Here is a 19,895-nt window from a genome sequence, read left to right as displayed (position 1 = left end):
TCGTGCGTCGCACCCGTCCATTGCAGCCGGGTGACCCATTCCGTATCCGGTACGCGAACGACCTGGAGGTTGACCGGTGATCACTCTGACCGCAGTCGGAGGCGTGGCACTGGTCGAACTGGGCATGGCGCTGACGCCGGGACCGAACATGATCCACCTCGCCTCCCGCGCGATCACGCAGGGCCGCAGGGCAGGGCTGGTCAGCCTCAGTGGGACCGCCGTGGGATTCGTGTGCTATCTCCTGGCCGCGGCTGCGGGCCTGTCCGCGTTGTTCGCCGCCGTACCGGTGGCATTCACGGTGGTCAAGCTTGGCGGGGCCGCCTATCTGGCCTACCTCGCCTGGGGCATGCTCAAGCCCGGTGGCCGCTCGCCCTTCGACCCGGCCCAGGACCTGCCTCCGGTCTCCGACGCGCGCCTGTTCTCGATGGGGCTGCTGACCAACCTGCTCAACCCCAAGATCGCTCTTATGTACGCCGCCCTGCTGCCCCAGTTCCTGGACCCGCAGGCAGGCCCGGCCTGGGGACAGCTGCTCCAGCTCGGTGGCGTGCAGATCGTCGTGGGGATCTCGGTGAACGCTCTGATCATGCTGTGCGCGGCGCGGGTGTCGGGGTTTCTGGCCGCCCGGCCCCGCGCCATGACCGCCCAACGGCTCACGGCAGGCGGCCTGCTCGGCGCCTTCGCGCTGCGCACCGCCCTGTCCCGCACTCCCGCCTCCGCCTGAACCAGGCGGCCCGCGCCACCGCCGCGAACAGACACCTGCCTCGACGGTGCATCGGCTGACCGTGCTTGTCCCGACGCCGAGAGGGCCCGCGAGTTCTGCGTACGCCGTGCCGTCCCGCCGGTGCCAGAGCAGGCGGCGCGTGTCGGCCGGTGGTTCAGCGCCGGCAGTCAACTTGACCCGGCCCTGAAGGACCGGGCTTGGAGGTAGTGCCCAGCTGGCTGCTGGGGTGGACTCCTCCGTCCAGACACCCCGGTTATGGGGTGGCAGGGACGCGTGACTCACGCCCCGCATTCCACACGTTCTCGCCACGGATGGCGATGTTGTGGGAAGCATTCCGGTCGGCGTGGGCAACGACCCCGCACCCCCGGCAGATGAAAAGCCCCTGGTCGACACGGTTTCGCTTGTCGACGTGACCGCACTCGGCGCACGTCTGCGACGTGTACGCGGGATCAACGAAGACCAGGGGCACCCCGGCCCACTTGGCCTTGTAGACGATGAAGTCTCCGAGCTGAGCGAATGCCCAGGAGTGGAGTGCGACCCGTTGGGGCTTGCGGAGCCGTACCCGGTTGCGAATGCCCTTGAGTTCTTCGAGGGACAGGCCGCGTCCGGTGCGTTCAGCCTCGGTCACGATCGTCTTGGAGATGATGTGGTTCTGGTTAGCGGCGTGCCGCGCCTCTTTGCGGGCACGGGCCTTGAGCCGCCGCTTGGCACTCTTGGTGCGCTTCTTCTGGAGCTTGGCACGCAGGGCAAGCTGTCGCTTGCGGTACCGGTTGAGCCCCCGCCCGGTGGCGAGGTAGCCGGTGGAGGCGGTGGCGATGTTCTCGATCCCGAGGTCCACGCCGATGAAGCCGTCCGGCTCGTACTGTTCGGCCTCGGGTACGTCACAGGTGGCGACGAGGTAGAACACGCCGTCGCGCTCGATCAGGTCGGATTCGCCCTGCCGCTGCGCCTGGAGCATCTTGAGCGCGTCCGGGGAGCACGCGAATGAGACGGTTTTGACCCGGCCGTCGACGGTCCAGATGGACACGGTCTGCTGGTCGTACTGCCAGCTCAAACACCGGTCGTCATACGGCTGCGCGGCCTGGGGCCGGAACGTGACCGGCTTGGACTCAGCCTTACGGCGCCGCTTGGAGCCTTCCGTGCCGAGATTCCCGGCACGGATGTTGGCCTTGAGCGTGGCGTACGAGTCGCGCACCTTCTTGATGACGTGTTGCGCGGCCTGTGCTCCCAGCCCACGGGCTTTGAGTTCGGCGTAGGTGTGTTTGCGCAGCTCGTACTCACGCGGCACGCCGTGCTCGAACGCCACCTCCGACACCCAGTTCGCGGCGTCGTTGACCGTGCGCAGGGTGCGCTCAAGCACGGATACCTGCACGGTGTCCGGCAGGAGTTTGACCTGCGTCACGATCTTCACGGGAGTGATCGTAACATTGCTCTATGTCACCGCGCTGGGAGCCAAACCCCGATATCCGCAGGGGCCGAAGCGTCATCCACACCCTCCACGCACTTGCTCTTCACCCCCAAGAACCGGCGCGGCCCCTTCACCGACGAGATCCTTGAGCGCTGCGAAGAGGTCATGCGCGACGTGTGCACCGACTTCGGCGCGGAGCTGCGGGAGTTCAACGGCGAACGCGATCACGTCCACCTGCTCGTGCACTACCCGCCCAAGGTCGCCATCTCCCGACTCATCGGCTCCCTCAAGGGTGTCTCCGCCCGGCGCCTGCGGCAGGAGTTCCCCGGCCACATCCGTAAGTACCTGTGGGGTGAGCACTTCTGGTCGCCGTCCTACTTCGCCGCCTCCTGCGGGGGCGCCCCGCTCGCCGCCATCACGGAGTACATCGAGAACCAGAAACATCCCAGCTGAGGCCCAACAGCGCAGACCCATGCACCCGCGCGGGTCAGAGCAGCGCTAAGAAGCGCTTCCTCCCGGGCGTGAACGCCCGGGGTTCCGCGCTAGATCAATGCCGAAACACCGCCGAGGCTCTGGCCCCGTCTGCGATGGCACCAGAGCCTCGGCGTTGGCGGCGTGATCGCCCAGGAGACCACGACCACCGTGGTTCGCCCGGTCCTGTCTCGCCGACCCCTGGCCCAGCACTTCTCACCGTGGCCACCACCCGCGTCCCTCGGCGCCGAGCCATCGGAGCCGACACGGCTTCACTCAGCTGCCGTCGAGTACCGGCCTGGACGGAACACTGTGCATTTCCGCCGGCCGGTCACTCCTCGTCGTAGGGAAAGCGCGCGAGCGGTGCCTCTTGGGCGAAGAACGTCTTGGCCCGGACGGTGGCTCTTTCGTCGGTCAGTACCTGGCCCGGCTGGGACCCGTTGCCGAGCAGTACACCGCCGAATCGCATTCCCATGTAAGCCGCTGTGTGATGCAGAGTCAGGACCAGCGGCTCGGCAACGATCTCCTCACGGTGCGCCATGGTGGTCACGCCCCACAGGGTGCGGCCGGCCATCTTCGCCTTGAAGCCGGGTCGGGGCTGGACAGCCACTTCGACCAGTAGTCGAGATAGCGCTTCGCATAGGACGACACCGAGTACCAGTAGAGCGGCGAGACGATCACGACATCGGTCGCACCAGCTGTGGCTTCCAGGAGCAGTGCTTCGTCGCTCTCGTCCCCCGGCCATTCATCCGGCGCATGACGTGAGTCACGGTAGTCCGGCAGGCGAAGCTGCGTCAGGTCCAGCCATCGCTGGTCGGTGTCGCCGGGCAGTTGCTCCGCCGCCGCACGGGCCAGGAGTTCGGTGTTGCCATCCGTTCGGGCGCTGCTCAGCAGAAAGAGGAACGAACGGGCCATGGTGTGCTCCAGGGTCAGTCCGGGGCGCTTGTCGGCATCTGCCGACGCCCCGGTTGGCGGATGCGTTCTGCGCCTCCAACCGCCGTCCGCCTACCGATATTCCGACGGCGGAGCGGAGCCGCGCCGACCCGCCGGGAACCAGTCACCGTTCGTTCAGAAGCTCCTGCTGCCTGTCGGCAAAGACATGCAACCCCGACCGTCCAACCCTGATCGTTCAGGCACTGGCCGGTCGAGCTACGCGACCGGGCGCGGCAGTTGGCCGGTCCCGGGCGCGGCAGTCGGCTGCTCGGGCCCACTGCCGCGCCCGGAATCACGCTACGGCTTCAGCACTCGCGAAGGCCTGGGGCCGGGTCCACCCCGGTGCCCACGGAGACGGCGGGTACGTTGCCCCACTGGCCGTTGTCGAGCTGCGTCCAGTACCAGATGTCGTTCTGACCCTGGTGAGGATCGCCGTGGCCCCAGCACGCAAACCAGTTGAACCCGGTGGTGAGCGTGCCACGGGTGGCCGAGCGGTAGGAGCGGTCCGCGTAACCCTTCGCCCCCACCACGTTGCTGCAGTACAGCCTGCCGTCGGAGCGGACCCCGCACTCGGCGGCATGGGCGGTGGAGGTGGGCACGGCGAGTGCGAAGAGGGCGGTCGCAGCGAAGGCGCCCAGCGCGGTGGTCAAGCGTCGAGTGATCATGAACGGCATAACGGCTGGGGAGGGGCGAGGTAACGTCCCTCCCCAGCTCACCCACCATGGTTGGGCCATTGAGTCGCACACCGCCTGCCCGATGGAGCGCCCGGTTCAGTTCCCGGAACGCGGCCCTGCCGCATCCAGCTCCCCGAGCCGCTCGTCGAGTTCGCCTTGCTTGGCGGCAAGCCCAGGTGCGAGCACGGCGACACGCCGTGGGGGCGCCCCCAGCGGTCGTCGTCAGTCGCCAGGTGGCCAGGAGGCCAGGCGGCCAGGCGGCCAGGCGGCCAGGCGGGTGAAGCCTCCCCGGGCTTCCGGGATTCCGTCAGCGAGAGCCACCGCCTCCGACGCGCCGTCGGCAGAAACTCCCACCTCTTGAACAGGCTTCGGCCGCGCGAACGGGAGCGATACTGATCGTGACAGTCGCCCCGACGCCTGGTCGGCCTCTGACGCGGGCCAGGTCGGCAGGGACGCACCATTGTCGATGTCTCCGAGGGGAGCCGTACATGACCACGGCGAAAGACCTGTTCATCATCGCCATGGACCCGAAGCATTCCGTGGGGCAGGGCGACCTGTCGCTCGCACTTGCCGGAGCCGAGCTGATCGATCTCATCGGTGCGGAGGCGGTCGCAGTGGACGGCGACCGCGTCGTGCCGGGTGGAGCGCCGGCGCTGGACGACCGGCTGTTGGACGAGGCGGCGAAAAACCTCGCCCGGGAGACACCCCACGAGCGGATCGAGGACTGGCTGTGGCGCCGGGGCCGAGACCTGTCGGCCGCGTACCAGGCCGCGCTGGAGGAGGACGGTGAGCTGACGCGAGCGCGAAGCGGCCGGTTGTCCTTCGGCTCGGAACGCGTGGAACCGGTCGATACGCCCGCGCGCCGCCGGGCAGCCGACCGTTGGTCGGAGCAGGAACCCGTCCTGGTCGCTCTCGCCTCGGTCGTGGGCATCGACGGCGAGCAATCCGAGGACGAGCCCGGCCTCGATGACGAGGCGGTGACGACCGTGGTGGCCATTGTCCACGACGCGGTGATGGAGCTGGAGGCCGTACGTCAGAGGCGGTCCATCGAGAACGCGGCCTTCGCCAACCTCTGGCGCGGGCCGTGAGCCGAGTCCGGGTTCCGGGGCGCGGTCAACGCCGACGGCGAGGGTACGGGGTCACCCGGTCATCGGGCGGCGGATGCGCGGCGCGGCCAGCGACGGGCTGCGGGCGCCAGGACGCGACCACGGTGGAAGTTCGTGTGGGCGCAGCCGTCGTGGCTGTGCTCTGCGACGAAGGGATGCCGAAGCCCTCTTCGAGGTGACGAGGGTGGCGTGTTTGCCGGCAGGGGACGGAGTGTCTGGGTAAAGGCCCAGACACCCGTGACGAGGACCTGTCGAGCTCGACAGGGCGGACGCGGTGGCCGAGGCGAGCCCTTCCTCAGCGCTCTGTTCGCTGAGGAAGGGTGCCGGGCGCGGGCGACGCTGCGGCGGATCCGCAGGCTCGGTGACACCGCGTGACCAGGACCTCCGCCGGTGCCCGCCGGTTGGCGCCCAAACCCCGCAACCACGCGGTGGCTATGCGTTCACTGAGGTGACAGCCCTCGGACAGCGCCGTCCAGACGCCCAGGTCGGTACTGACCCGGAGCGGAGGTGGTCTCGGCCCGGCACTGCGCTCAGGGCTGGTCACCGCGGTGCATGCGCCCGCGGCTCCCGCGGTCTTCGTCCGACGTGTGGGAGCCGGCCTCGTCACTCTGCTCGTACTGCGTACGGTCAGAGTCCCCGTCCCCGCGGTTGCCGACGTCCGTCTCCCTGGCCGGGACCGGCCGGCCGCGAGGTGCCTGCCGCTGCGGCTCCCGTACAAACCGTTGTGGCATACCGCCTCCTGGTGCGGTTTGTTGAGCGGTACGGGTCTCGGCGGCGCGCCGCATGTCCGAGGCGCTGTTTCGGCCGGCGGAGTCCGCTGGGCGGTCCTGCTCTCGGGCAGCCATGCCGTACGGACGGTCGGTCTCGGCGCCGCGGTGATCCCGGTCCTCGTCAGGTACCGCGTCGCGCTCCTGCTGTTGTTGCCCGTGACGCTCCTTGCGCACGGCCCGGCTCTCTCGTCCGCCCATGACGGCCGACCCGATCAGCATGAGGAGACCGCCGAGCAGGGCAAGTCCCACTCCGCTGCCGAGCCCGTTGCTGTCTCCTGTGACCGTCAGGCCGCCCTGTGCCTGCCCCTGCCGGACCATCCACAGAATGGCGAACCCGAGGGTGATGATTCCGGCGAGGAAGACCAGCAGCCGAGAGCGGAACACCACGCCGAGAAGAGTGAGGACCGCACCCACGAGGAGGGGCAGGAACATGGACGCGAACAGTCCCGCGCCCGAGTTCGTCACACCGGCTCCCGTGAAGAGTTCCCAGACCCTGAAGTCGTGTCCGAGCCGGCCGCTGTACCAACTGCGGAAAGGTGCCCAGAGCGCCGCGGCAGCGCCGAGGACTGCCAGAATGAGTCCAATGATGTTGCGGATACCCCGTACCATGCCGCGACCTCCCGGCAAGTCGGATCGGTGCACGCGTTAGCCCCACGTGCCGCATTTCGCCCCCACTCGACGCTACGCCCGGCATGTGCGCCACGCCACGCGGCGGTGGCCTGGTTCCGCAAGTTGCCGCTGAGGCATTGCGCGCCGTGTGAAGTTCGGCCGCCGTCCTGCCTGCAAGTTGTCAGCTCTTGCAGGGTGTGACGCTGCGTAGGCAGGTAAGGAGGGAGGAACGAGAGGAAGGCGACAGCGGTCTTCAGCTGACCTGCGACAGAGGGGGCTTCGTGTTCGAGGCGCAAGACATCAGGGAATGGCGAGGCCACGACGTGGTCGACCACGAGGGTCACAAAATCGGCGTTCTGGAAGCGGTCTACGTCGACACGGCCACGGACCAGCCCGCGTTCGCGACGGTGACGGTCGGCCTGCCGACCCGGCACCGGCTGGTGTTCGTGCCGCTGCGCGACGCGACGGTCGGTCCCGGCTACCTGAAGGTCGACTACGACAAGAAGCAGGTCAAGGAAGCCCCCTCGATCGGCATGGACGGTGAACTGCTCGCGGAGGACGAGAAGACGGTCTTCGCGCACTACGAACTCGCCTACCGAACGGGTGCGGGCGGCGAACGTCGGCTTGCCCGCCGCTGATGCCCCCACCACGTCCCGCAACGTGAGGTGACACCCATGGTTCTCTTCCTCCTGCTGCTCGTTGTGGCCCTCGTGCTCGGCATCATCGGTGCGGTGGCGAAGGGCCTGTTCTACCTGTTGGTCATCGGTGTCGTGGTTCTGGTCGCCGACTTGATACTCCTCGGCCTGCGCCTGGGCCGCCGCCGCAGGCACATCCTCCGGTGACGCGCTCTGGGGCGAAGAAGAAGGAGGAGGCGGCGCCTGGGTAGGGGTGGGATCCGTTCATGCACCCTCCCGGGGACGTCACCTCTTGGGTGACGCTTCGCTTGTCATCGTTTGGATGACATGCTGCAACGGTGGCGCACGAAGCGCATTGGCATACGTGATCGCCCTCTACCTGCCGGGCGTCGCCAGGGACGCGATCGATGTCGATGTCGATGTCGAGCGGAACATGCTCACCGTCAGGGCCGAGTGTCGCCCGGCGGCGAAGGCGGACACCGGAGCCGCCCTCGCCGCCGTCGGCCACCTGTCCGGCCCCGGCCTCCTGGACCGCGTCCTCGCCCGGCTCCCGTCCGGATACGCGCTGCTCTTCGGTCGCCCGGAAGCTAGGGGTGGGGAATCCGGCCCGTGTCGAGGGTCTGGTCGATGATCTGGCGCGCGCAGTCGGAGATCCGCAGATGGCGACCTCGGGCGTACGTGCGCAGGGCGTTGTATGCCGTGTCGGTGTTGACGGTCCAGCGTTCGGCGAGGATGCCTTTGGCCTGTTCGATGATGATGCGGCTTGACAGGGCGCGTTGTAGTTGGCTTTTCTCCAACTGCTCCTGCCCGATGTCGCGTTGCTGCAGCAGGGCGATGGTGGCGACGTCCGCGAGGGCCTGGGCGAGTGAGGCGTCCTGAGGACTCAGCGACTGCCGGCTGGTGTGGAAGAGGTTCAACGCCCCGACAGCGCGGTCACGGAGACGGAGCGGGAAGACGTGGCTGGTCTGGAAGCCGCTCTTGCGCGCCCGGTCGGCGAAGGCGGGCCAGTCACCGTTGGCCACGGGATCGTTCAGGTCGATGTTGGAACGTGCGTCACGCGTGCGGTAGCAGTCCAGGCAGGGGCCTTGGTCGTGCTGGATGGCGAAGAGCTCCAGCAGGTGGGTGTTCTCGTCGGACGCGGCGACCGTCTGCAGAAGCCCCTTCTCATTGGCGAGGAGGATGCCTGCTGCGGAGACGTCGAGCAGGCTGACGCAGTGGGCGCACAGCTCCTCGAGGAACTCGATGAGGTCGAAGTCATCGATCAGGGAATCCGCGACCTGCACGAAGACACTGGATACTTGCTGCTCGCGGGACATGGGTGTCATCCCCTCGTCTCCTTGGGTGATTCGGGTTCGGGACTGTCGTCGTCCAGTCTCAGACGCCGGGAGACGACGTCCTCAGCGGCATGGATGATGGACCGGTCGTGGCTGTAGGCGTAGGCGCGCAGCCGGAGCAGCGCCTTACCGAGCGGGAGTTCGAGCTGGACGCTGAGCATGCCGGTGGCCTGATGGACGACGGCACGGTGCAGTTCGCCATCCGGCTGCTCGTCCACCCATGCGTCGAGCCGGGTGCCCGCCCCGCCGAGGAACTGCAGGGTCAGCGCCGCGGCGAGGCCGACGGCGTCGTCCATTTCCTGGCCGCTCATGTGACCCGGGGAGGCGCGGAGCGCAGTGAGAACGCCGACCGTGATGCCGCCGAGGGCCAGCGGGAGGCAGAACACGGCCTGGACCGGCAGATGAGCCATCGCCGGGATGAGGGCGGGCCACCTCTCCACGCTCGCACCGGTCACGTCATGCTCCAGCGCCGCGTGGCCGGTACGCAAGGCGTCCGGCCCAGGGCCTTCACCCAGAGTGAACTGGAGGTCCTCGAAGGATGCGCCGGTTTCGTCGGAGGACCAGAGCTGTTCGGTGATCTGGCCTTCGACGGCCAGGGACACCACGAGGTGATCCATCCCGAGGACCGACACACAGCCCTCGTGGAGACCTGCTCCGGCATCCCTGTGCAGGGCCCGCAGGATCTCGGTCATCTCGGGGCTGAGCACCGGCCGCCACCTTTCGTTTCCCAGCGTACCGGCTGAGCAGGAGGCCGACCCTCGTCGTGCCGCTTCCTCGTGGTCCAGCTGCCGGGAAGAGCGGCTGCGGCACCGGTCAGGCCGAGCAGCATGACGCTTCCTTCCGGCAGGGCATGGCGGTCAGGGGCCGGCCGGGCTGAGCGACTCGGCGTGAAGCCTGCGGCCCGGGACCCGTGGCAGCGCCGTGGCATTCGAGGTGCCACGGCGCTGCCGTGTGCTTCGCTGCCCGCCGCGGCCCCCCAAGGCCACAGCGGGCAACTCGCCTATTGGTCGGTGAGCATGCCGTCGCGGAGCTGTGTGAGGACGCGTGTGAGCAGGCGCGAGACGTGCATCTGCGAGATCCCGAGCTCGGCACCGATCTGCGACTGAGTCATTTCCTGGCCGAAGCGGAGCTGGACGATACGGCGCTCGCGCGCGTGCAGGCCGGCCAGCAGGGGCGCGAGGGCCAGGAAGTCCTCGACAAGCGACAGTGCGGGATCGCAGCGGCCGAGGATGTCCGCGTAGGAGTGGCTGCGGTCACTGACGTGTCGGGCACCCGGGTTGTCGGTGGGGGCGTCGAGAGATCCGGCGGCGTAGCCGTTGGCGGCTGTGAGCCCCTCGATGATCTCTTCCTCGCTCAGCTCAAGCTGTGCGGCGAGCTCCTTCACCGTGGGCAGGCGTTCGAGAGCGCCGGCGAGCTCCTCCCTGGCCTGCGCCAGACTGACCCGCAGTTCTTGGAGCCGTCGGGGCACGTGGACGGCCCACGAGGTGTTGCGGAAGTACCGCTTGATCTCCCCGAGAATGCTGGGGACGGCGAAGCTGGTGAATTCGACCTGGCGCGAGAGGTCGAACCGGTCGATCGCTTTTATCAGCCCTATCGTTCCGACCTGGATGATGTCCTCTAGGTCGCCGCCGCCCCTGCCGCGGAAGCGGCTCGCGACGAAGCGCACCAGGGTGACGTTCATCTCGATCAGGGTGTTGCGGACGTACTGGTACTCGGGCGACCCCTCGTCCAGCACCTGCAACTGGGCGAAGAACAGCCTGGACAGCGCACGCGCGTCTCTCGGCGCCACCTTCTGAGCGTCCTCGACCCAGGGCAGTTCGTCGGTGAAGTGGATTACTTGCGGAGGCAGTTGAGCGGGTTTCGTCGGCAGGGACCCTTCCATGGACTTCATCGGATCCGTCATGTCGTTTCCTTCGCGCTGAGTTTCGCGGTTGCCCTGCTTCAAACTCTCCGGTCGGCGGGCACGTCGCCGGCGGCTCGACGAAGAACGGAGCGCAGGTGCACGGCTGTCGAGGGAGCTGACACCCCGACGAGTGCGGCCGCCTGCCCGTAGGTGTGGCAGCCGAAGAGGACCAGCCCCAGCAGTGCCTGATCCTGATCGCCGGACGGCCCGTCGGAGTACGGCTCGGAGCGCAGCGCCGGATCCGGCTGCGAGGGCTGTGCGCAAGGATCCGCGGCGTACCTGCGCCACAGGTCTGCTGCGAGGCTCTGACGCTTCGTGTCCGGCATCGGGTCGGAGGCTGTCGCGCAGGCCTGCGTCACGGTCGCGACCACCGCCTCGACGGCTCGGTCGACATCCCGGCAGAGCAGCAGCGCCAGGGAGAACAGCGCATCACCATGATGGTCGTAGACAGCCAGCGCCGTACTCGCACGCACCCGCCCGACATCCGGCAAACTGGTCCGTGCACCTGTCAGGGCAGCACTCCGGGGAACGTGATCAGGCGTGTTGTGCGCCACGATGTTCACCTGTTTCGGCCGTACGGTCAGGGACCGCCGGGGGCAGGGGCGCGTTCCGCAGCGTAGACCCTGGACGCGCCGGACGGCTACCTCCGCACATCGGCCGCGGTCAGGAGTGATCTCCGGGTACCGGGCCGGGGTCCGAAAAACGATGCGGATCAGGCACCTGACCTCGCTCTGTCCGGCCGGGCCTGTCAGGAACTCCCCGCCGGGGCGCGCGGGTGGCTGCGCACAATTCCGCGCCGTCCGCGCGTCGCACGCATCCGCGGGGTCGTCCTCTGCGGAAGTATCACCCTCAGGCGAGCGGCGGCTCTCCGGGACCGCCGGACAGCTGTACCGACACCTGCACGGCAGAAAGGTGCCCCGTGCCTCAGCCGGACGTCGTCATCGTGGGCGCAGGGGCTGCTGGGCTGACCCTGGCCCACGAGCTGTGCGCACCGACGGATGGCATCCCCGTGTCGGTCGTCCTCGTCGAAGCTCCGCCGGGGCCATCGAGCCCGCCGCCTCGCACGTGGTGCTTCTGGGAGCCCGCCGGCGGTGCGTACGACGACGTGCTGTCCGCGTCCTGGGAGCGGTTGCGGGTCACGGGCCCTGACGGTGTGGAGACCGTGATGCGCCCCGATCCGTTCTGCTACAAGATGCTCCGCTCGGACGTCTTCGAGTCGCTGGTCCAGCGGCGGCTGTCGAGGGCTCCGGGCTTTCGCCGGGTGGAGGCGACGGTGACCGGGGTCGGGGACGCACCCGGGGGCGGCGGCCGGGTCGTCGCCCGCGACGCCCGGGGCGAGCGGGCCCTGCTGCACGGGAGGTACGTCTTCGATTCGCGGCCGCCCTCCCGGCTGCCGGCGGCGCGCACCACACTGCTGCAGCACTTCACGGGCTGGTTCGTCGAGACCGACCGGCCGGTGTTCGACCCCGCTACGGCGGATCTGATGGACTTCCGCACTCCGCAGCCACCGCACGGCCTGTCGTTCGGCTACGTGCTCCCGCTGGGTCCGCGCAAGGCCCTGGTCGAGTACACGGAGTTCTCCCGGACCGTCCTGAAGGCGGAGGGCTACGAGCGGGCCCTGCGTCATTACACCGGGGCGGTGTGGGGCATCGGGGCCCATCGGGTGACGGCCGTGGAGCGGGGCGTCATTCCGATGACCGACGGTCGCTTCCCGGTGCGGGCCGGCCGGTCGGTGTTCCGCATCGGAACGGCGGGAGGGGCGACCCGTCCGTCCACCGGCTACACATTCGCCGCCGTCCAGCGCCAGAGCCGGGCCATCGCCGCGCAGGTACGCGGCGGCGGCCGGCTACGGGTGGCACCGGCCTACGGTGCGTGGCAGCGCGTCATGGACGCCGTGATGCTGCGGGCGCTGGACAGCGGCCGGGTCGACGGCGCGGAGTTCTTCTCCGGCCTCTTCCGCACGGTCCCGGGGGAGCGCCTGCTGCGTTTCCTGGACGGCACTTCACGCAGGTACGAGGACGTCCTCGTCGGACTGTGCACACCGACTTTCCCGATGCTTCGCACGGTCGCCGAACTCCCCTTCAGGCCGAGGCGGCAGGCGCCCGCGGGAGAACTTCCTCCTCGCCTCCACACCTCCCCTCCCCCGACGGCTCCTGATCAGGAAACGAGCGATTCATGACCCTGCTGCGCGACGACGACCTGTCCGCCGCGTTCGACCACGGCTCCCTCGCCTACGACCGGCTCACCGCGGTCAATCCCGGCTACCGTCGCGACCTGAGGCGCTCGGCGCGCAGACTCGGACTTGCGGACGGCGGCCGGGGCCTGCGTCTGCTGGATCTCGGCTGCGGAACGGGGGCGTCCACCACCGCGCTCCTGGCAGCGGCACCGGATGCGGAGATCGTCGCCGTGGACGCGTCCGCGGGCATGCTGGAGCGTGCCACGGCCAAGCGCTGGCCGTCGAGCGTCACCTTCGTGCACGCACCGGTGGAGGCCATGGATCCGTCGCAGGTCCACGGCCGCTTCGACGCCGCGTTCGCTGCGTACCTCTTCCGCAATGTCAGCGATCCGGATCAGGTTCTCGGCGTGGTCCGTGAGCTGCTGGTCCCGGCCGGGCGGCTGGCCGTCCACGAATACACGCTCGGCTCCCGCCGTGTGCACCGGGCGGTGTGGTCGGCGGTCTGCGGCGCGGTGGTGGAACCGGCCGGGCGGCTCACCGGTGACGCGGTCCTCTACCGTCACCTGCGCCGCAGCGTGCTGGAGTTCGACACGGCCGCCGATTTCGCCGACCGGGTGCGGCGCGGTGGGTTCGGGCACGTGCGGGTCCTGCCGCTGCCCGGCTGGCAGACGGGTATCACCCACACGTTCGTCGCTCAGGCACCGGGCGCCGTGCGGGGGCAGGCGTGAGGTACGCGGGATCCGGCACCGACGGCTACCGTCGGGGCCGGGACCGAAGGGCCGCAGTGCTCCACGGACCCGGCGGCCGTGACCACTTCACCGGGGACGCGCCCTCGGTGGCCGTGATCGGCGGTGGCATCGCCGGACTCTCCGCGGCCACGGTGCTGGCCGAACGCGGTGCGCAGGTGACGCTGTACGAGCGTGAGCCGGGCCTCGGCGGGCGGCTTACGGGCTGGCCCACCGAGCTCGCCGACGGCACCACGGTCACCATGAGCCGTGGCTTTCACGCCTTCTTCCGTCAGTACTACAATCTGCGCGGCTTGTTGCGCCGGGTCGACCCAGGACTGCGCATGCTGACCGGGCTTCCCGACTATCCGCTGCGGCACAGCTCCGGTCTGCACGACAGCTTCGCCCGGGTGCCGCGCACTCCTCCCTTCAGCGTCATGGGTTTCGTGGCGCTCAGTCCCACCTTCGGCTGGCGTGACATGCTCCGGATGAGGCCGCGGGCCGCGCTGCCGCTCCTGGACGTGCGTGTGCCCGGCCTGTACGAGCAACTGGACGGGGTGAGTGCGCATGACTTCCTTCTGCGCATCCGGTTCCCGGAGGCCGCCCACCATCTGGCCTTCGAGGTGTTCTCGCGAAGCTTCTTCGCCGATCCGCGAGAACTGTCGGCTGCGGAACTGGTGCTGATGTTTCACATCTACTTCCTTGGCTCCAGTGAGGGACTCCTCTTCGACGTGCCGGACGAGCCGTTCCCGCAAGCACTGTGGGACCCGTTGCAGAGCTATCTGGAGGGCCACGGCGCGCAGGTGCGCACGGGATTCTCGGTGGAGAGCGTGACACCCGTAGCGGGCGGTGGGCACGAAGTCACCGCCGGCGGCCGGCCGAGGCGCCATGACGCACTGGTCCTGGCCCTGGACACCGAAGGGCTCCGGAATGTCGTCGCAGCCTCGCCAGGACTGGGCGACACAGCATGGCGCGCGAAGGTGGACGGCCTCAGGACCACGCCGCCTTTCCTCGTGACGCGCCTTTGGCTGGACCGACCTGTGGCGCGCGACCGTCCCGGTTTCCTCGGCACCAGCGGCTACCCCCCGCTGGACAACGTCAGTGTGCTGGACCGCTGGGAGGGCGAGGCAGCCCGTTGGGCGCGCCGTCACCGGGGGTCGGTGCTCGAACTGCACGCCTACGCAGTCGCGCCGGACGCGGACCGCACCGCAGTGCAGGCGGCGGCAGTCGAGAAGCTTCATCGGGTCTATCCGGAGACGCGAAGCGCCCGGATCGTGGACGTACGTCACGAGTGGCGCGCGGACTGCCCCCTTTTCCCGGTCGGCGGTTACCGGAACCGGCCCACGGTCCGCACGCCCGATCCCACCGTGACGGTGGCGGGGGACCTGGTCCGCACCGAGCTTCCGGTGGCACTGATGGAAAGGGCCACGACGAGCGGATTCCTCGCGGCCAACGCGCTGTTGGAGAGGTGGGGGGTGCGCGGTCAGACGCTGTGGACGGTGCCGCCCGCCGGGCGCTCGGCGGTGCTGCGTGGGCTGGCCGCGCTGGGCACACGCTGAGGAGCACGACAGCGAATCCGGGTCCGTCGGCCCTGAGCCGGGCGGAAACCGGTTCAGCCCGGGAAACGGCCGCTGCTGCGCAGTTCCCAGCGCCGCTCCGCGTACGCGAGATCGTCCCGCCACAGCCGGCCCGCGGAGGCCCTCATGAGGGGGCGCAGCAGCGGGGCGGCCGCGCGGGCGACGGCGAAACCGCGGCGGTCGGAGACGGCCAGGAGCGCCTCCGTCACCGCGGTCCGGGGCCTGCCCGTGCGGTCCTGTCCCAGCGGCGTCGCATGGGACTCGACCACGGACCCCTGGCCCTCGCCCTCCGTGATGTGCATGACGACGGTACGTGGTTCCGGCGCGGTGAAGAGCGCACGTACCGGAACCACCAGGCGGCCCGCGAGCCTGAAGGACACGTCGACGGCGAATCCGTCCTGCTTCCCGTCTCCCTCACCGTAGGGCGTGCCGGTCACCGTCAGGTCGACGAACGAGTACGGGTGGAACCACGCGCCGTGCCACGGGTCAAGCCGATTCGCCACCACGTCCTCCGGCTCGCATACGCCGACGCCCTCGTAAACGGAGTCGACGGCGTCCCGCACTCGGGGGCGTGGCGGGACGACCGGCCGCTCCAGCGGTGTCTCGCCGCCGACGTGGTCGAGACGCACCCAGGCAAGGACCCCGTCGTCGAAGGCCGGGTAAGGCTCCCACCCGGCGAACGGCTCACCGTTCAAGGCCAGTCCGTGCCAATGGCAGACCAGGGTGCCGCACCGGACGGGGCTGACGCGCAAGGGTGCACCGAGGTGCGGACACGCGCCCGGACCTGCACGCAATCGGCCCGAGGCATCGCGCCAGGCCACCACTTCGCTGCCTGCGACGGTACGTCCGAGTGACCGCTCCGACGTGACGGCACGGGACGCCCCCAGGACGTACCAATTGCCGGACGGGCGTCCCAGCGCGCGTTTCAGGGCGTCGGCGATGAGGCTGGGCTTGGCGTCGCGCCACGTCGGCGGTTGCCTCTCCCACGGGACAGGAGCGCGGCGCAGCCGCAGGGGGATCCGGTCCCGTCCGGTTCGGCCGTCGCCGGTCATGCCACCTCCTCGCGAACCGGTGGGGCCAGAGCGCCAGGCGCCGACGCAGGGGTCGTGGCGGCGCCGTCCGGGGGGTTGCGGACGCTTCCCGTTCCGGCGCGGGGGGCCAGGGCTCTGGCGGCCAGGGCTCGTACCAGTCCGTCGAGGGCGACGGCCGCCCGGCGCACGCGAGGGACCACCGCCCGCCGGTGCAGGACGGCGTAGCCGTCTTCCTCGATCGCGTCGAGGATGCCGCTGTAGAGGACAAATGCCGTGCGGATGCAGGGCCGGGAGACGGGTGCGAGCAGGGCAAGGCCGGGCAGCGCGTCGCGGTAGACACCGCGGTTGTGGGCGGCTGCTGCGCAGAGCACGCGGGTGATGCGGACATCGCGCCGTCCGGTCGCCCTGCTCCACTCGAGGTAGTCCCGGTCCACTCCATGCGCGGCAAGCAGATCGGCCGGCAGGTAGAGCCGGCCTCGGTCGAGGTCCTCCCCCACGTCCCGCAGGAAGTTGGAGAGCTGGAAGGCGATGCCGAGGGCGGCCGCGTACGGTGCCGCCTCCTCCAGGGGACCGACGGTCCCCAGCACGGGCAGCATCTGCAGGCCGATCACGGCGGCCGATCCGTACATGTAGCGGCCCAGTTCCTCGTAGGAGGCGTATCCGGTCACCGTCAGGTCGCTGCGCATGGAAGCCATGAAGGAGGCGAAGAACCGGTGGTCGATGCCGTAGACCGCGCCTGTGTGGGCAAGCGCGCGGATGACCGGCTCCGCGGAGGTTCCCCGGCGCAGCCCCTCGTCGAGGCGTTCCTGAAGACCCCGCAGCGCGCGGGTGCGTTCTTCAGCAGTGGCACCGCTGGCGAGATCGTCCACGATGTCATCTGCCCACCGGGCGAAACCGTACAGGGCATGGACAGCCGGGCGCCGTTCGACCGGGAGCAGCCGGGTCGCGAGGAAGTACGTCTTGCCGTGCCGCGCGTTGAGCCGACGGCACGTCCTGTATGCGGCGCGCAGGGCGGGCTCTTGGATGCCTGCCGCGTCGAGTTCACGGGCGCTCATACAAGGCTGCCTTTCGATACGGTGCGCGGAAAGCGGCGTCTGACGCGTGGGCCGGTGATTCTCTGTGCGGCCAGTTTTCCCGAGATGAGTACGGTCGGCACGCCGACGCCCGGGGTGGTGCCGCAGCCGGCGAGCACGGCGTTGTCCGTGCCGTGCACGAGGTTGCGCGGGCGGAAGGGCCCGGTCTGGGAAAAGGTGTGGGCGACGGAGAAGGGTGTGCCGGCCGCGTGCCCCTGAGCGGTCCAGTCGGCAGGAGTGACCAGTCCCTCCTCCTCGATCGCGGAGCCGAGCCCGGCCATTCCGCGCTGTTCGAGCGTGGTGAGCAGGGCGTCGCGATAGCGCGGTGCCAGTTGCCGCCACTCACGGGTGGCGGGCCCGACCTCGGTGTTCGGACAGGGCGCCAGAATGTAGTGGAGGTGCTTGCCGGTCGGTGCGAGGTCCGGGTCTGTGGCGGTGGGACGGGTGATGAGCAGGGACGGATCCGACATCAGTGATCCGTGAGTGAGTTCGCGGAAGGTCTCTTTCCAGGCCGCGCCGAAGGAGATGGTGTGGTGGGCGAGGCCGGGCCAGGTGCGGTCGGTGCCCGCGTGCAGGATCACCGCGGACGGCGAGTGGCGCAGCGCAAGCGGTCGGCGTGGGCTGCGGCCGAGGAGTCGGTAGCTGACCGGCAGGTCCGGGGTCAGGACGACCGCGTCGCAGGGGATGCGCTGCTGATCGGTGACGACGGCGGTGATGTGTTCTCCGGAACGCTCCAAACGGGTGACGGTGTGTCCGTAGCGGAATTCGGCGCCTGCCTCGGTGGCCGAGTCCGCCATCGCCTTCGGCAGGGCGTGCATGCCTCCCCGCGGGAAGTAGACCCCCGCGATGGTGTCCATGTAGGCGATGACTGCGTAGGCGGCGAGCGCGCGGGCCGGGGGTACACCGGCATACAGGGCCTGGAAGGTGAAGACGCGGCGCAGCCGCTCGTCCTTGATGAAGTGTCCGACGCGCGCGTCGAGTCGTCCGAAGCCTCCGAGGGCGGCGAGCCGGGCCAGGTCGGGGTGCAGGAGCCGGAGCGGGGAATCGAAGTTCGTATCGATGAACCGGCGCATCTGTACGGCGTAGAGGTGCGTCAGCCAGGCCCGAAGTCTGCGGTAGCCGACCGCTTCCCTTGCGCCCGCGAACCGCTCGACCGCCGCTTCCATCGCCGCCGCCTCGGTATGGACGTCCAATTGCGTCCCATCGGCGAACCGCGCCCGGTAGGCGGGGTGCAGAGGCATCAGCTCCAACCGGCCGGACAGGCTGTGGCCGACGGCGGCGAAGGCCTCCTCGACCAGATCGGGCATGGTCAGGACGGTCGGCCCGGTGTCCATCCGGTAGCCGCCCCGCTCCAGCAGCCCGGCCCTCCCGCCGGGCCGGGGATCTCGTTCCACCACCGTGACGCGGCGCCCCGCGCCGAGCAGGTGCAGGGTGGCGGACAGGCCGGCCAGGCCGGCGCCGACCACCACCACGTGGTCAACGGATCCCTTCACGGTCATCACGCGGTGGTGCCTCCTTCAGCTGCGGCACTCTCGAAGGGTTCCGCGGACGCCGAGGGCATCGAGCACGCTCCGGCGACGTCACTCAGCAGCCCGAGCAGTCGGCGCCCGGCATACGGCTCGACGGCAGCCTCGGCCAGATGGCGGGCGGCATCCTGCATCAGCCGGTCAGCACGGTTCTCCACCTCGGCGCGCGCTCCGGTGTCCACGAGCACTTGGCGCACCTTCGCCAGGGCTTCGTCGGAGAGGTCGGTGCGACCCACTGCCGCATCGAGAAGGGCCCTGACGGTCCCGTGTCCCCCTGCGCCCGCTCGTGACCGGGCCACGGCCATCAGGTAGGTCGGCTTCCCCTCCCTGATGTCACCCCCCGACGGCTTACCGGTCACCGCCGGGTCGCCGAAGACTCCGAGGAGGTCATCACGGAGCTGGAAGGCGAGGCCTGCACAGCGGCCGGCCGAGGACAGCGCACGGGTAGTGTCCTGCGCAGCGCTCGCCAGCGCGGCTCCCAGCGTCAACGGACGTGCGACCGAGTACAGAGCGCTTTTCAGATACGCGGTTCGCAGGGCACGGGCTGCGGAGCGTGATCCGGTGATCTGACCGTGCAGGTCGAGATACTGCCCGGCCACCATTTCGGTTCTCATCGCTCGCCATACACTCCGTACCCGCTGCAGGGTGGCCGGGGCCATCGTCGTCTCCGCGACGGTGTCGTCGGCCCAGACAAGGGCGAGGTCTCCGACCAGCACGGCAGCGGACCTGCCGAACGATTCACTCAGCACCGAGCCGGAGACAGGGCCAGAATTCCTCGCGAAGTCGACGTGCACGGCGGGGTTACCTCGGCGCAGCGGTGAGCCGTCCATCACGTCGTCGTGGACCAACGCACAGGTCTGGATGAGTTCCAGGGCCACCCCGAGGCGCAGCGCCGCATCGACGTCCGCCGCTTGCGTGGCCGCCCCGCATGCACGCATGCCCCACCACAGAAACTGGGGGCGCACGCGTTTGCCACCGCCCACGGTGAAATCGGCGACCCGCTCGGCAACGTCCCGGGAGAAGACCGCGTCGATCGACTGCGCCTGGTCCATCCTTTCGCGCAGCACGGCCCGTGCCTTGTACAGGACGGCTCCGGGCACATCCTCGTCCACCGACCGGACACAGTCCCCCGGCTGCCCTGCAGGACTGCGGAGTCGCTCCGGGGGCCCTGCGGACAGCGCAGCCCCGATCGTGGTGACCTCTCCTGACGCTGACTCGGCACG

General features: G+C 69.5%; 18 protein-coding genes and 3 pseudogenes. 9 read left to right on the top strand and 12 right to left on the bottom strand.

Features of this window, described 5'->3' with window-relative positions:
- Positions 1-76: 76 nt before the first annotated feature.
- On the top strand, positions 77-721 hold the full coding sequence (locus tag LNW71_RS33710) for a LysE family translocator (protein WP_250971646.1): 645 nt from the start codon (positions 77-79) through the stop codon (positions 719-721).
- 253 nt (positions 722-974) lie between these two features.
- Here the strand turns inward: LNW71_RS33710 and LNW71_RS33705 are convergent, their stop codons facing one another.
- The gene (locus LNW71_RS33705; RefSeq protein ID WP_250971645.1) at positions 975-2,132 is read right to left on the bottom strand and encodes a transposase; all 1,158 of its coding nucleotides are present in this window, start codon (positions 2,130-2,132) and stop codon (positions 975-977) included.
- Positions 2,133-2,155: 23 nt separating this feature from the next.
- Between LNW71_RS33705 and tnpA the strand changes: the two are divergent.
- Positions 2,156-2,582: pseudogene (gene tnpA, locus LNW71_RS33700) on the top strand (IS200/IS605 family transposase).
- Positions 2,583-2,931: 349 nt separating this feature from the next.
- Here the strand turns inward: tnpA and LNW71_RS33695 are convergent.
- Together LNW71_RS33695 and LNW71_RS33690 are read right to left on the bottom strand one after the other, a co-directional pair.
- Positions 2,932-3,515, bottom strand: a pseudogene (locus LNW71_RS33695) (flavodoxin family protein).
- Between the two features lie 323 nt (positions 3,516-3,838).
- Positions 3,839-4,198: a hypothetical protein gene (locus LNW71_RS33690; protein ID WP_250971644.1), complete on the bottom strand. Its 360-nt coding sequence runs from the start codon at positions 4,196-4,198 to the stop codon at positions 3,839-3,841.
- A 497-nt stretch (positions 4,199-4,695) separates the two neighbouring features.
- On the opposite strand from LNW71_RS33690, the gene LNW71_RS33685 reads away from it, so the two are divergent.
- A complete protein-coding gene (locus LNW71_RS33685; protein WP_250971643.1) occupies positions 4,696-5,295 on the top strand; it encodes a GPP34 family phosphoprotein in 600 nt (199 codons plus the stop codon).
- Between the two features lie 548 nt (positions 5,296-5,843).
- On the opposite strand, the gene LNW71_RS33680 is transcribed toward LNW71_RS33685, so the two are convergent.
- The gene (locus LNW71_RS33680) at positions 5,844-6,692 is read right to left on the bottom strand and encodes a hypothetical protein (RefSeq protein ID WP_250971642.1); all 849 of its coding nucleotides are present in this window, start codon (positions 6,690-6,692) and stop codon (positions 5,844-5,846) included.
- Between the two features lie 281 nt (positions 6,693-6,973).
- On the opposite strand from LNW71_RS33680, the gene LNW71_RS33675 reads away from it, so the two are divergent.
- From LNW71_RS33675 to LNW71_RS33665, 3 genes and pseudogenes are all read left to right on the top strand, one after another.
- Complete coding sequence (locus LNW71_RS33675) at positions 6,974-7,330, top strand: PRC-barrel domain-containing protein (protein ID WP_250971641.1); 357 nt, start codon at positions 6,974-6,976, stop codon at positions 7,328-7,330.
- 36 nt (positions 7,331-7,366) lie between these two features.
- Entirely contained in the window at positions 7,367-7,534 is a 168-nt protein-coding gene (locus tag LNW71_RS33670; RefSeq protein ID WP_250971640.1) for a hypothetical protein, read from the top strand.
- 139 nt (positions 7,535-7,673) lie between these two features.
- Positions 7,674-7,958 (top strand): annotated as a pseudogene (locus LNW71_RS33665) (hypothetical protein); the annotation flags it as partial.
- Here the strand turns inward: LNW71_RS33665 and LNW71_RS33660 are convergent.
- The 4 genes from LNW71_RS33660 to LNW71_RS33645 form a co-directional block, all read right to left on the bottom strand.
- Positions 7,915-8,652: a GAF and ANTAR domain-containing protein gene (locus tag LNW71_RS33660; RefSeq protein WP_250971639.1), complete on the bottom strand. Its 738-nt coding sequence runs from the start codon at positions 8,650-8,652 to the stop codon at positions 7,915-7,917. The pseudogene LNW71_RS33665 and the gene LNW71_RS33660 overlap by 44 nt on opposite strands.
- Positions 8,649-9,368, bottom strand: coding sequence for an ANTAR domain-containing protein (locus LNW71_RS33655; RefSeq protein WP_250971638.1), 720 nt, complete (start codon positions 9,366-9,368; stop codon positions 8,649-8,651). The genes LNW71_RS33660 and LNW71_RS33655 overlap by 4 nt, the downstream gene beginning before the upstream one ends.
- A gap of 293 nt (positions 9,369-9,661) precedes the next feature.
- The gene (locus LNW71_RS33650) at positions 9,662-10,543 is read right to left on the bottom strand and encodes a SigB/SigF/SigG family RNA polymerase sigma factor (RefSeq protein ID WP_250972244.1); all 882 of its coding nucleotides are present in this window, start codon (positions 10,541-10,543) and stop codon (positions 9,662-9,664) included.
- Between the two features lie 59 nt (positions 10,544-10,602).
- A complete protein-coding gene (locus tag LNW71_RS33645; protein WP_250971637.1) occupies positions 10,603-11,037 on the bottom strand; it encodes a hypothetical protein in 435 nt (144 codons plus the stop codon).
- Positions 11,038-11,483: 446 nt separating this feature from the next.
- Between LNW71_RS33645 and LNW71_RS33640 the strand changes: the two genes are divergently transcribed.
- The 3 genes from LNW71_RS33640 to LNW71_RS33630 are packed head-to-tail and all read left to right on the top strand — an operon-like array spanning position 11,484 to position 15,024.
- Positions 11,484-12,743, top strand: a complete 1,260-nt coding sequence (locus LNW71_RS33640) for a lycopene cyclase family protein (protein WP_250971636.1) — start codon at positions 11,484-11,486, stop codon at positions 12,741-12,743.
- Positions 12,740-13,468: a class I SAM-dependent methyltransferase gene (locus tag LNW71_RS33635; protein WP_250971635.1), complete on the top strand. Its 729-nt coding sequence runs from the start codon at positions 12,740-12,742 to the stop codon at positions 13,466-13,468. The genes LNW71_RS33640 and LNW71_RS33635 overlap by 4 nt, the downstream gene beginning before the upstream one ends.
- A gap of 56 nt (positions 13,469-13,524) precedes the next feature.
- The gene (locus LNW71_RS33630) at positions 13,525-15,024 is read left to right on the top strand and encodes an FAD-dependent oxidoreductase (protein WP_250971634.1); all 1,500 of its coding nucleotides are present in this window, start codon (positions 13,525-13,527) and stop codon (positions 15,022-15,024) included.
- A 53-nt stretch (positions 15,025-15,077) separates the two neighbouring features.
- Here LNW71_RS33630 and LNW71_RS33625 read toward each other — a convergent pair whose 3' ends face one another.
- From LNW71_RS33625 to LNW71_RS33610, 4 genes are read right to left on the bottom strand one after another with little or no spacing between them, the layout of a single operon-like run.
- The gene (locus LNW71_RS33625) at positions 15,078-16,094 is read right to left on the bottom strand and encodes a DUF5914 domain-containing protein (RefSeq protein ID WP_250971633.1); all 1,017 of its coding nucleotides are present in this window, start codon (positions 16,092-16,094) and stop codon (positions 15,078-15,080) included.
- Entirely contained in the window at positions 16,091-17,128 is a 1,038-nt protein-coding gene (locus tag LNW71_RS33620) for a phytoene/squalene synthase family protein (RefSeq protein WP_250971632.1), read from the bottom strand. The genes LNW71_RS33625 and LNW71_RS33620 overlap by 4 nt, the downstream gene beginning before the upstream one ends.
- On the bottom strand, positions 17,125-18,648 hold the full coding sequence (locus LNW71_RS33615; RefSeq protein ID WP_250971631.1) for a phytoene desaturase: 1,524 nt from the start codon (positions 18,646-18,648) through the stop codon (positions 17,125-17,127). Before LNW71_RS33615 ends, LNW71_RS33620 begins: the two co-directional genes overlap by 4 nt.
- On the bottom strand, positions 18,645-19,784 hold the full coding sequence (locus LNW71_RS33610) for a polyprenyl synthetase family protein (protein ID WP_374119488.1): 1,140 nt from the start codon (positions 19,782-19,784) through the stop codon (positions 18,645-18,647). The genes LNW71_RS33615 and LNW71_RS33610 overlap by 4 nt, the downstream gene beginning before the upstream one ends.
- Positions 19,785-19,895: the final 111 nt, after the last annotated feature.

The organism is Streptomyces sp. RKAG290 (genome assembly GCF_023701695.1).
Classification (GTDB): domain Bacteria; phylum Actinomycetota; class Actinomycetes; order Streptomycetales; family Streptomycetaceae; genus Streptomyces.
This window is presented reverse-complemented; position numbering and strand designations above follow the sequence as displayed.